Source organism: uncultured Psychrobacter sp. (assembly GCF_947500265.1).
Taxonomy (GTDB): domain Bacteria; phylum Pseudomonadota; class Gammaproteobacteria; order Pseudomonadales; family Moraxellaceae; genus Psychrobacter.
Genome location: NZ_CANMRN010000004.1, coordinates 25,306 through 38,078, shown reverse-complemented (window position 1 = coordinate 38,078; position 12,773 = coordinate 25,306). Strand labels below are relative to the sequence as shown.

The 12,773-nt window shown below is 44.8% G+C and carries 10 protein-coding genes; 2 read left to right on the top strand and 8 right to left on the bottom strand.

Going from position 1 to position 12,773, the window contains the following annotated elements; all coding sequences use genetic code 11:
* Positions 1 to 207: 207 nt before the first annotated feature.
* The 8 genes from Q0788_RS07205 to Q0788_RS07170 form a co-directional block, all read right to left on the bottom strand.
* Positions 208 to 1,200, bottom strand: coding sequence for a D-alanine--D-alanine ligase (locus tag Q0788_RS07205; RefSeq protein ID WP_298809125.1), 993 nt, complete (start codon positions 1,198 to 1,200; stop codon positions 208 to 210).
* Between the two features lie 23 nt (positions 1,201 to 1,223).
* Positions 1,224 to 2,663: a UDP-N-acetylmuramate--L-alanine ligase gene (gene murC, locus Q0788_RS07200; protein ID WP_298809123.1), complete on the bottom strand. Its 1,440-nt coding sequence runs from the start codon at positions 2,661 to 2,663 to the stop codon at positions 1,224 to 1,226.
* Positions 2,664 to 2,728: 65 nt separating this feature from the next.
* Positions 2,729 to 3,814 (bottom strand): undecaprenyldiphospho-muramoylpentapeptide beta-N-acetylglucosaminyltransferase, encoded by a 1,086-nt coding sequence (murG, locus tag Q0788_RS07195; RefSeq protein ID WP_298809121.1) that lies wholly within the window; start codon positions 3,812 to 3,814, stop codon positions 2,729 to 2,731.
* A 296-nt stretch (positions 3,815 to 4,110) separates the two neighbouring features.
* The gene (gene gshB / locus Q0788_RS07190; protein WP_298809119.1) at positions 4,111 to 5,082 is read right to left on the bottom strand and encodes a glutathione synthase; all 972 of its coding nucleotides are present in this window, start codon (positions 5,080 to 5,082) and stop codon (positions 4,111 to 4,113) included.
* Between the two features lie 65 nt (positions 5,083 to 5,147).
* Positions 5,148 to 5,864, bottom strand: a complete 717-nt coding sequence (gene pyrE / locus Q0788_RS07185) for an orotate phosphoribosyltransferase (protein ID WP_298809117.1) — start codon at positions 5,862 to 5,864, stop codon at positions 5,148 to 5,150.
* 62 nt (positions 5,865 to 5,926) lie between these two features.
* Positions 5,927 to 6,961 (bottom strand): hypothetical protein, encoded by a 1,035-nt coding sequence (locus Q0788_RS07180; RefSeq protein ID WP_298809114.1) that lies wholly within the window; start codon positions 6,959 to 6,961, stop codon positions 5,927 to 5,929.
* Between the two features lie 102 nt (positions 6,962 to 7,063).
* The gene (locus Q0788_RS07175) at positions 7,064 to 7,903 is read right to left on the bottom strand and encodes an SDR family oxidoreductase (protein ID WP_298809112.1); all 840 of its coding nucleotides are present in this window, start codon (positions 7,901 to 7,903) and stop codon (positions 7,064 to 7,066) included.
* 209 nt (positions 7,904 to 8,112) lie between these two features.
* On the bottom strand, positions 8,113 to 10,275 hold the full coding sequence (locus Q0788_RS07170) for a DUF4105 domain-containing protein (protein WP_298809111.1): 2,163 nt from the start codon (positions 10,273 to 10,275) through the stop codon (positions 8,113 to 8,115).
* A gap of 151 nt (positions 10,276 to 10,426) precedes the next feature.
* On the opposite strand from Q0788_RS07170, the gene ampD reads away from it, so the two are divergent.
* Both ampD and murJ read left to right on the top strand, forming a co-directional pair.
* Positions 10,427 to 11,056 (top strand): 1,6-anhydro-N-acetylmuramyl-L-alanine amidase AmpD, encoded by a 630-nt coding sequence (gene ampD, locus Q0788_RS07165; RefSeq protein WP_298809108.1) that lies wholly within the window; start codon positions 10,427 to 10,429, stop codon positions 11,054 to 11,056.
* Positions 11,057 to 11,168: 112 nt separating this feature from the next.
* Positions 11,169 to 12,719: a murein biosynthesis integral membrane protein MurJ gene (murJ, locus tag Q0788_RS07160; RefSeq protein ID WP_102091874.1), complete on the top strand. Its 1,551-nt coding sequence runs from the start codon at positions 11,169 to 11,171 to the stop codon at positions 12,717 to 12,719.
* Positions 12,720 to 12,773: the final 54 nt, after the last annotated feature.

The window sequence follows — 12,773 nt, the reverse complement described above, 5'->3', positions numbered from 1 at the left end:
GAATAAGTTATCAGTTGTATTCACAAAACAACATAAATATCACCGAAATAGACCTATTCTTACAATATTAACGTATTTTATGGTTAAACAATAGCCAAACACCAACTAGTAGCAGCGAATTTACACAAGTTTACATGAAGCTGTGGTATAGCAGCTCTAGTGACACAAAGAGTCATCACTATCTGCTCAATTTAGTTGATTTGGTAATTATAGTGTTTGCGCCAAAATGTGCCAGCATAGTGCATCAAAATCTAGTCCGCGAGCTTTGGCCGCCATCGGAACCAAACTGTGACTGGTCATACCTGGTACGGTATTGATTTCAAGCAACCAAAAATTGCCTGCTTCATCTTGCATGGCATCGATACGCCCCCAGCCTTTTGCATCTACTGCACGAAATGCCGCAAGGCTTAAATCTTGCAGGTGCTTTTCATCAGCCGCGCTCAATCCACAGGGGATATAGTAACTGGTATCGTTACGATTATACTTGGCTTCAAAATCATAGAAGTTAGTAATGTCGGCAGGCTCAAGGCGAATAACTGGATAGGCTTCGTCATCGATAATCACAATCGTAAACTCGCGACCTGTAATCCAGCGCTCAGCCATCACCGCATCACCACATTCCACTGCAGTTGCATAAGCGGCAGGCAATTCATCAAGATGATTGACCTTGGTCATGCCAATGCTTGAACCTTCATGAACTGGTTTAATGATAAGGGGCAAACCTAACATATTAACCACTTGCTGCCAGTCAGTATCAGCCGTCAATAATGAAAATGGTGCAGTTGAGAGGCCGCAACCTTGCCATAATTGCTTGGTACGTACTTTGTCCATGCCCAGTGCAGAAGCTAGAATGCCTGAGCCAGTTTGCGGTATATCAAACCACTGTAATACGCCTTGCAGCAAACCATCTTCGCCGCCACGACCATGCAACACATTAAATACGCGGTCGAATTTGCGTAGCTCAGTAATGTCTTGGTGCTTTGGATCAAAATGAGTCGCATCAACACCTTGGTTTTGCAGCGCTTGCAATACTGCCGCACCACTGTCCAAAGACACGCTGCGCTCATTGCTACTGCCACCATAAATAACGGCTACTTTGCCAAACTGACTGGCGTCTTTTGTATGAGTCGTCGTGTCTAAAGATGTATCATTGATAGCTGCATTTTGAGTGCTATTATTGTCTTTATTATCAGTTGTCATGAGGATCGTCCCTAAATTTTAGCTTACTTAATATAAAGGTTATTGGCAGCCAAATCGATAGCAATCTGCCCGACATTACCAGCGCCTTGGGTAATCAGCATATCGTTAGCTTTTAACAAACGCCGCATAACAGGGGCTAGATTGTCTTTATCAATAATAGTCGGTTCAACTTCACCGCGCAAACGGATACTGCGCGCTAGTGACTTGGTATCAGCGCCCGTAATCGGACTCTCACCTGCTGAATAAACATCTAATAATAATAGCTCATCAACGCTCGATAGCACTTCTACAAAATCATCGTAGCAATCACGGGTACGGCTATAACGATGTGGCTGAAATAGCATCACTAAACGACGATCAGGGAAGCTTTGACGAGCGGCTTTGATGGTCGCATCAACTTCTTTTGGATGATGGCCATAATCATCAATTAATAAGACATTGCCATCATCGATATCGACAGAAGCATGCTGCTCAAAACGACGACCCACGCCTTCAAATTTCTGCAGAGCACGCTCAATCGCTGCATCATCGACGCCTTCGTCGGTCGCCATCGTGATGGCAGCAAGAGCGTTATAAACGTTATGTGTACCAGGAATGTTTAACGTTAGGCGTAATGGCTCACGGTCACGGCGCAATACGGTAAAGTGAGTTTTAGTTCCTTCTGTCACCAAGTCTACAGCTTGTACATCATTGAACGGCTCAAGACCAAAGGTCAATACTGGACGACCGATATCATCGATCATTGCATACAGTTCAGGGTCATCACCGCAAACCACTGCTAAACCGTAAAACGGCATATTTTGTAGAAATTGGATATAAGCGGCTTTTAATTTATCAAAGCTGTTTTCGTAGGTTTCCATATGGTCTTGGTCGATATTGGTCACAATCGCGGCCATCGGATGCAATGACAAGAACGATGCATCAGACTCATCAGCCTCTGCTACCAAGAAACGGCTGCTACCCAATGCCGCGTTTTTGCCTGACGCATTTAATTTACCGCCGATGACATAAGTAGGATCTAGCTGTCCTTCTGCCATCATCGTGGTGAGCAAACTCGTCGTCGTCGTTTTACCGTGTGCGCCAGCAACTGCGATGCCATGACGATAGCGCATTAGCTCGCCAAGCATATCGGCGCGGCGTACTACTGGCAGACGAGCTTCAAGTGCCGCTTTTACCTCAGGGTTGCTACGATCAATCGCTGATGAGACAACGATAACGTCAGCATTGGCAATATTTTTAGAGTCATGGCCGATAGATATCTCGATGCCAATCTGCTGTAAACGCTTAGTCACCAAGCTTTCTGCGATATCAGAACCACTGACCTGATAGCCTTGATTGTTCATCACCTCAGCGATACCGCACATGCCTGAGCCACCAATACCGATAAAATGCAAATGCTGAATGCGGCGCATTTCTGGTATTTCAATCAAACGCTTAGGTAGAGCTTTCGCAGAGGTAGGCATAAGGATCTCTCTTTATTAAAGGTCAATAAAACTTAGTAAATTCAAATAAGGGTATAGATTACAGACTATAGCGCTTGCCAAATGATATCAGCAACTTGCTTACTCGCACTACGGTTGGCCAATGCATGGCCTTTTTTCGCCATCGCCAAGCACTTCTCTCGATTGAGTGCGCCAAGCTCGTCACTTAAACTATTGGCAGTTAGCTCTGACTGTGGCAATAAAACTGCAGCATCATGCGAGGTCAGCGTGCGCGCATTAGCCGTCTGATGGTCATCCACTGCATGCGGTAGCGGTACAAAAATAGCAGCAATTCCGACGTTTTGAATCTCGGTCACGGTCAACGCACCTGCGCGGCAAACGATGATATCTGCCCAGTTGTAAGCTGCAGCCATATCATTAATAAACGGTTGTACAGTAAACTGATGGTTGTTTAATTCTTGTTCGCTATAAGCCGCTTGCGTGGCTGCTTCATTGTTGCGTCCACACTGGTGTAAGACTTCAAATGGCTGATCTAGTAATGCTAATGCTTTTGGTACTGTATCATTTAATACCTGAGCGCCAAGTGAACCGCCGACTACCAACAGCTTAAGCGGTGAACTGTCATTTATATCATAACGTACCGTTGGCTCTGCGACACCAGTAATGGCATTACGCACAGGATTGCCCACTGTCTCAAGCTTGGTATCTTGCTGACTATTGGCAAAGGTATTTTCAAACGCTTGTAATGTCTTGGTCGACAGTTTAGATAAGTAGCGGTTGCTCATGCCAGCGATGGCATTTTGCTCATGGATAATCAACGGGGTGTTAGTCATGCGCGCAGCGATACCGCCAGGTGCACTCACATAACCGCCGAACCCAACGACCACGTCAATCTGATTACTACGAATCACTTTTACGGCTGCCATCGTCGCGGATAGCAGAGTCATTGGTAGCTTCAATAGTCGACCAACGCCTTTGCCACGAAGCCCTTGCATATTAATAGCATGAAAAGGATAACCTGTCGGCTCAACCAAACCGTTTTCCATACCATTTGGCGTTCCCAACCAATGAATGACCGCACCGCGCTGGGTCAACTCGTCGCTCACTGCAAGCGCTGGAAAAACATGCCCGCCCGTACCAGCTGCCATCATCAATATATGCGGTGTTTTCATGAACGCCTGCCTATCTTTACTTTATTTATATGAAGGGTTTATCTCACTGCTGCAGTGACAATTATGAAAAATAATGACCTAGTCAAAGCCCGCATAGTATAGAGGAAATCATTATCTTATATACAGTACTTTATGCAGCAAAAATAACAAAAACCCAAGCCATGATCGGTCACGGCTTGGCGTCGTGTGATACTAATAAACGGTAAGAAAAATCAATGACTAACAATACCTCAAAATATGGGTTTTACGTAATCAAAATACTCCTGAACTCAAAACATTCCTGAACATAGCGAAAGCTACGCAGTAAATTTATTCTCAATCGCCATGATAAAGTCGGTTGCGATATCTGTACCGCATTGGTCATCAATCTCACGTACGCATGTTGGGCTAGTAACGTTAATTTCAGTGATACGCCCACCGATCAAGTCTAGACCAACGAACATTAGGCCTTTTTCTTTGACAATTGGTGCCACTACTTCTGCTACTTGGCGTTCAATATCAGTCAATGGCATAGCAACACCACTACCACCAGCTGCTAGATTACCACGGGTCTCGCCTTTGGTTGGAATACGAGCCAAACTATAATCTACCACGACTCCATCGACGATCAATACGCGCTTATCGCCTTCTTTAATCTCTGGTAAATAACGCTGCGCCATGATGGGCAAAGTCTCAAGCTCAGTCAGTATCTCTAACGTCACTCCGATGTTTGGGCTATCAGCAGTCAAACGAAAAATACCTGTACCGCCCATACCATCTAATGGCTTGACGATTACATCCTGCTGTTCAGCGATGAATTTACGAATGTGTGCTTGTTTGCTAGTCACAATCGTTGGGCTCATATAATCGCTAAACCACGTCGCAAATAACTTTTCATTGCAGTCGCGAATCGCCTGTGGGTCATTGACCACGAGCACGCCTGCTGCTTTGGCATGGTCAAGCATATAAGTGGCATAAATAAAGCGCATATCAAACGGTGGATCTTTGCGCATCAAAATCACGTCATAGTCGCCCACTGGCCCTGTTGCTTTGTCACCCAACGTATAGAAATCTGCAGGATCACGCTTTACTGTCAGTGGCTGCGTATCAACCATCAACTGACCACGGTCCAACCACAGGTCTTGAATCTGACAATAACCGAGCTGATGTCCTCGGTCTTGAGCGGCCCACATCATAGCGAGACTGGTGTCTTTTTTATAATTAACCCGTTCGATAGGATCCATAATAACGAGTATTTTTAGCGACTTTTCTTGTTTTTGTTGGCTCATGATAAGACTCACTTACGTTATATTATTGATATGAAACGAACTTATTAAACAACATCAGTGCCCAACTATACGCCGTACTGCTCACGGTAGTGTTGCATTTTGGCTAACTGGGTCGCGTCTTTATGTTGGCCGTTTTGTGCACCACGGTCATCGGCCAAATAACTGATTAAATCATCGATATCGACCAATGCACGTACAGGCACTTCTAGTGTCGCGGCAAGCTCTTGGATAGCAGAATGCTCAGCTTGACCTTTTTCTTTACGATCGAGTGCAACAATAATACCAGCAACGCTTGCGCCTGCTTGCTCTAAAATCTCGACCACTTCGCGCATTGCTGTACCCGCTGTGATGACATCGTCAAGCACCCAAACGGCCTTGCCACTTACGTCAGCACCTACCAAATTACCGCCTTCACCGTGAGTTTTGGCCTCTTTACGGTTATAGCCCCATTTAGCATTGATGCCATGATGTAGCCATAACGCTTGCGCCGTCGCTGCTACAAAAGGAATACCTTTATAAGCTGCACCAAAGATGACCAGCTCTTGCCCGTTATCGCCATTATTTGCTGTATTCATTTGTTCAGCTAAGGCATCTGCATAACCACGTGCTAGCAGTGACAACATCTCACCAGTCGCAAGCAAACCTGCATTAAAAAAGTACGGACTGATACGACCAGACTTTAGGACAAACTCACCGAATTTGAGCACTTGGTTGTCTAGAGCCAGTTGAATAAATTGATGAGATGAAAATGTAGGGTCTTGAGGGCGTGTTACATGAGACATTATGACATTCCTATCAGCAAAAAGAGGGGGCAAAAAATTTGCATTATTGTACGCATTATTGATCAGCTTGACCAACCATTGATCTCATAATCCTGCATATTGGCATAGCGAGTCAACAAACCACTACGCGACGAGATATTAAAATAGCTCTGTCCGTCTGCTCGTACTTGTATCTCCCAACCCAAATGATAAGCGGCAACAATAATATGACCAGCAAATAGTCGAATCTGACGATATGCGTGGCGTTGCGACGGCTCACAAACGATCTGACTGAGCAAATAGCTACGCACATGCTGGCAGATTTCTGCGGCGCTATAACTATGATTGATACTTTTACGGCTACTGCATTGCTTTAGCGCATGGACGGCCACGCTACATGCCATGATATCTGTGGCCAAACTGCCCTCACCTGTATCAAACTGCTGCGGTTGTAGTATCACTTGCCAATCGTCGGCATACAGACTATTGAGTAGCTCATCAGGATTATAACGTTTGGTCAATGCGCGCATAGATAATGCAGAATTTTGAGCCTTGCTGTCATTATTTGAATCGTTGTTTGAATCGTTATCTGATTTAACCACTGTAGAACTATCAGTCGGTAAAAACCCATAACGGTTCAGTTTTGGATAAGCGCGAATCGCCTGTTGAATATCTGACATATCTAATAATGTCATATCTGATAATGTCGATATTAGTGGCTGCTCACTATGATTCTGATAAAAGCTATCCGGCAACTCAATAAGCTGTGCTGCATTCAGCAACGATAAATGCTCAGCCAATGCCTCTGAAGCAATCAGCGACCATTTCGATAAGCTGTCTGCATTGGGCTGATAGAACCGAGTCGAGTTACCGTAGAGCCTGCGCAGTTGACCATTTAGGCGACGAGCAGGCTCAGGAATATCACTCAATGGTCTGGCAGGATCAAGAGGAGATTGTTTGGGATCAAAGTTAGGATGTACGATCGCAGGTTGCTGTGAATCAGCTAATATAGACGATTGCTCAGCCTTTTTTTGGACATGACCTTCTGCCAGCTGCCCACCTTCTGTTGCCAGATTAGCATGGGATAAACGGTCATCAGAAGTAGAAGGCTGGGACATGAAATCTCCATACAAAATAAACTATAAAATCAATAAAAACGATCGAACTAAAAGACGATCTTAAGCTTAAGAGCTTATACTTAAATACTTACACCGAAGAGCTTACTCTTGGTGAGCTAAAATATCACGATAGCCTATTTGCCAATCAGCGTACTCAAGCCAAGCTAACGGAATATTGCTGTGCAAGCGTTTTCCTGTCACTGAAGTTTTTGTATTATCAATAGTAGGAGGTGTCTCGCCAACCTGCTCACTGAGCCAAACCCCTAGCTCAAACGTAGTAACAGGTCGATAGTCCGTCGCTAGATAGACAGACTTTGGTGTCTCTATCGTCAACACTTTAGTGATGATATTAACCAAGTCGCGATCCATAATGCGATTGCTCCAATGCTCAGCTGGCACTGGCTCTTTATTTGACTCACGAGCCTTGCGTAGCCGCATTAAACGCTCGCGACCGTAGATACCACTAGGGCGAATAATAATAGCTTTATCATCAAAGCCTTGTTGCAGCGCTTGTTCCGCTTGCAATATGACCTTTGAGGCTTCACGCGCAGGCGTGGCGGGTGCAGTATGCTCATCAATCCACTCACCATTGTCCTGACCATAGACACCAGTAGAAGAAATAAATACTACACGCTCAAGTTTGGCGAGCTGTGGAGTAAGCGCTGCTAAATGCTGACTAATCGCTAGATAACTGTCGTGATAACCGCTGGTCGAGTACTCGTCAGGGGTGACGATAATCGCAATATGAGTAAACGCTTGCAGTTGCTCAGTCGTCAGCGTCAACGCATCAACCTGCAAAAAATCTGCATTATCTACTAAATCATAATGGTGGCGCTCACTACGAGCAAGCCCAGTCACACAATAGCCATCTTGGGCAAGTTTATTGGTCACTGGTAGGCCGATATCACCTTGTCCGATAATTAGTAAATTTTTCGTACTCATAAAGCATGTTTTCCTTTATACAACCTTCTTTATACAACCATTACAGCGCTTAGAAGCCATTTTGTTTAAATTAATGCCTAAACCAATGCCTAAACCAATGCCTAAATCAATGCCTAAATCAATGCCTAAATCAATGCCTAAATCAGTGTCTAAATCAGTGTCTAAATCAGTGTCTAAATCAGTGTCTAAATCAGTGTCTAAATCAGTGTCTAAAAATAACGTCTGTATGACAGCTGTATATCATCATTGGCATCGATACGTTCTTGCCATTCGTAATTGGCATTAATACGTAATGCTTGTTTTTTATCAATATCGTATTGCAGCCCTAAGCTTGAGACTGGTTGCCAATAATGACCGCGAACGTTCGACTCATCGCTGCTGCCATGATACCAATATGGCAATTGCAATTCAGCTTGCGCGCGTAACTGATTGTTAATCTGATAACGGCAGCCAGCATTGATACCTGCGCCTAGACGAAAGCCTTTATTGATACCGCGTCCTACTTGCCCCGTACCTGCCAAAAACGTATAGCACAGTTGCGGCGGCATCTCACCAGTACCTGCAGCTAGTGTACCAAATGCCCATGACCAGCCTTTTTCGTAACCCACGCTACCGACCAAATGATCCGTACCTACCTCTTGCGATCCATCGTTTACTCGCGTCGCCTCAATACTGGCGCCCCAAGTATTGCCTTTTTTGGCAGCATTAACAGGGTTAAAAGAGCGGCCACGAATCAAAGTGACGTTTTGCAAGGCCACACTGTCTGGCTGATTGGGCTTACTGTCATCTGTGTCATACAATCGTAATGTCGCAGCCAGCCCTTCTAAATTAAAGAATTGTGGATACCCTGAGGCGTGGTCAAGCGTATCATGAAACCCCGCTCGAAACCCAATATCCATATAGTCATCATCGCCACGCTGCCCTATACCTATCGTACCCAGTTGTAGCGGATGCCTGTCTATCGGATTATTATCCGATACGTCGATTTGACGCTTGAGTAGTGTTTGCCCATCAGCTGACATGCTCGATACAGGGTTGAGCTGCGCAGACTTAATCTCATTCACGGTTTGTTTGGCGCTATTATGATAGCCCAACTGCGCGCGCTGTTGTTTTTCCTCATTTAGCTGATTTTGACGTAAGGTATTATCAGCAGGCGTATAAGTGGTACTTGCCAGCAACTGCTCGTCATTTAATAACTGAATTACGTCAGAAGGCACGACGGCGTAAGACAGTTGGCTCAGTAAGTTTTGCTGCGGACGGACCACATCAATGAGACGCAGAATCTCAGAAGCACAATTGTCCGTGGTAAAGTAATACGGCATCTTTAATGCTTTGGTTTCCCAAACGTGACGCATAATCTGCTGCACTTCCGCTGGCGTCAGACTCAACTGATATGTCCACGTATCACGTTCATCATCTTGCAGGTATTTCGCTAGCATCTCTGGATATGGGTCGATTTCGATAGCACTGTTGTAGCTACCAATCATTGACTTAGTAGCATATATCGGGAAACTGTCGTTTGGATCACCGTCTACCGTATAGTTCAGCGCATAAGCCTTATCAATTTGGTTTGGATCGGCGATACTCGCTTTTGAGTCAATGCGTAACAGCGTATGAGCAAACGCAGAGAGCGGATTGTCCAAGTACTCCTGCGCAAACATGATAGATAGCTGCTCAGGCGCCAATGTCGACATCCACTCATCCAATTCTGGACACTCAGCAGATAGACTTGCAGCATCGATCGATAGCACCTCTGTCAACCATGCCACTCGCGCTGGGAAACGACATAAGACAGAATTATTATTGGCATCAGTTTTGGCTTGGTCGTTACCAGTCGCTGATGATGGCACCAACTCTTGTGTGAGTGCCACAAGCATCGCATCTAACTCTGCACCTGAATCTCGTTGACCATTTTTACTTAAAAAAAAGCTCGGATCATCAACCAAACTCTCGGTTTTCTTTTTACCCAATACACTGTTTTTATCATCGTAAAAATACAACAAGCGTCGCCATGTTGTATGCTGTGCCAATTTGTCTGTTTTTACTTGTTGCCGCCATGTTGATAGTAGCTGCTCTGTCGCTAAGCTTGATTCAGATAAAGTACTATTTTGAATATTAGGTTCAGCACTACTGATGCTACCCGACTCAGATAATGCATCTGAATTAGAATAAGTAGGTGCTGTGCTAGTAGGTGCTATGCTAGATGCGTCAGGTGACAATACATCTGATTCAAGGACAGACAGCGGCGTTGGTAAAAATGCCTGTGTTTGAGCCGAGAGCAACAACCCTGCTATAGCCAATGGTAGACGTGCTCGCAGGCCAATGGTCATTAGCGTACAATCGATAGGTATGGACGTCAGTTTTGTAGACATGAAGTAGAATCTCGCACGTTATTATTCATACGCTATCAGCGTTATTAAAGTTGCTGGGTCAAAAAATCAAACACATCGCCCACTATCATTTAACTATTTAGATAGATTGTCTATCACACCATTATCAATACTAGTATAAAAAGAGAGCATTATGCCCGTATTATCACCAAACTCAACATCTACGTCGCCAATGATCATCAAAGATGGACTACTATCAACAGCTACTTGGCTAGCCTCACCTAATTACAATGTAAGGCCAAAAGGTTTGAGTATTGACGCCATCATCGTACACAATATCAGCCTACCACCGAATGAATTTGGTGCCTGCGACACTAGTGGCAGACATTATGTGAAAGCATTATTTACCAATCAATTAGACTGGGATGCTCATCCTTATTTTCAAACAATTAAAGGTGCAGAAGTATCAGCGCATTTATTTATCGAACGTGATGGCGCTATCACTCAGTTTGTCAATTTCAACGAACGGGCGTGGCATGCTGGGCGGTCTAGCTACTTGGGTCGACCTGAATGTAATGATTATAGCATTGGCATTGAGCTTGAAGGGTCGGATTTTGTGTCCTTCACCTCTGCTCAATATGAGCAGCTAGCCGAAGTAATTGCCGCCATTTATAAGGCCTATCCCAAAACACGTCGCCACTTAACAGGCCATAGCGATATCGCGCCTGGGCGTAAGACTGACCCTGGTGATTATTTTGAATGGGCAAGATTGCGCCAGTTAGTGGCTGATGCAACGAAAAACGGTGTACCGTCACATAAGTGATTTCCATACTCAATCCATTTATCTCAATGGTGAAAGTGATATAATTTGTCAGTTTTTTATCCATATCACATCAGCACATAACTCAATATACAACTTAGCAAGATAGGTTCTCATGGCAAAAAGTCGGTTATTTCGTTCAACCATGGTGGTCAGCAGTATGACCATGTTATCGCGTATTTTAGGTTTGGTACGTGATGTTGTATTGCTAGGGGTTTTTGGTGCAGGTGGTTTGATGGATGCCTTTTTGGTCGCCTTCAAAATCCCAAACTTCTTACGACGACTGTTTGCAGAAGGTGCGTTTAGCCAAGCTTTCGTGCCAGTACTGTCCGAATACAAAGAAAAGTACAGCTTACAACAAGTACAGATTTTGGTCAGTCGCACCTCGGGTGCATTATTGCTAGTATTATCGATGTTGACAGTGGTGGTCATCTTAATCGCACCTTGGGTAGTGACGTTGTTTGCCCCTGGATTTGCCGATCAGCCTGATAAGTTTGCCATTACTGCTGAGTTATTGCGTCTTACCTTTCCGTATTTGCTATTCATCTCTATGACAGCTTTTGCGAGTGGTATTCTACAAAGCTACGGTCGTTTCGCCGCGCCCGCCTTTGCGCCCGTGTTATTGAACCTATGTATGATTGGTGGCGCACTGATTTTTGCGCCGATGTTTGATACTCCCATTATGGCACTCGGCTATGCCGTTGCTATCGCAGGTTTGCTACAGTTCTTGATTCAACTGCCGCAGCTCTGGCAACAAAAGCTGCTCGTCGCACCAAAGATTGACTTCCAGCACGAAGGCGTTCGTCGGATTTTAAAACTGATGTTACCTGCTATCTTTGGTGTTTCTGTTACTCAGATTAATTTACTATTAAACACCATCTTTGCCTCGTTAATGATTGGCGGTTCCGTCTCTTGGCTCTACGCAGCTGAACGTATGAGCGAGCTACCACTGGGTCTGATTGGTGTGGCGATTGGTACCGTCATATTACCAAGCCTATCAAAAAGTGAAGCTCAAAAAGATGATGTCAGTTTTAAAAAGACCATCGACTGGGCAGCACGCCTTATCATCTTGGTCGGTGTGCCTGCCTCGGCTGCCTTATTTGTACTGGCAGATGTATTGATGCAAGCGCTGTTTTTACGCGGTGAGTTTACCTTACGTGACGCCCAGATGAGCTCACTGGCCCTACGTAGTATGGCAGGTGGTATCTTAGGATTTATGCTTATTAAGATTTTTGCCCCTGCATTTTTTGCGCGTCAAGATACCAGAACCCCTGTCAAAATCGGCATTATATCTGTCATCGCCAATATGATTTTTAGTGTTATTTTTATCGGGATATTCTATTTCTTAGAGATACCACTACATGGTGGTTTAGCATTAGCTACGACTGGCGCGGCTTTTGTAAACGCAGGCCTGCTATATTACTTCTTACACAAGCGTGATATTTTCCGTTTCGGTCCACATTGGAAAAAGCTGTTTACGCAGTTTGCTATCTCGACTGGCTCTATGATTGGCGTGCTTTATTTTATGCTACCTTATTTTCCTACCGATGAGGCTCAGTGGCAGCGTATCGTCGCGCTGATTATTATGTGTGCCGTCGGAGCGCTAGTTTACGGTGTGGTATTGCTAGCGACTGGGTTCCGTCCGCGTCAGCTAAAGCACGGCTAGGATAAAATATGAGCAAACTTATGACAGGCTTACGAAACCAAAACAAGCCTGTTA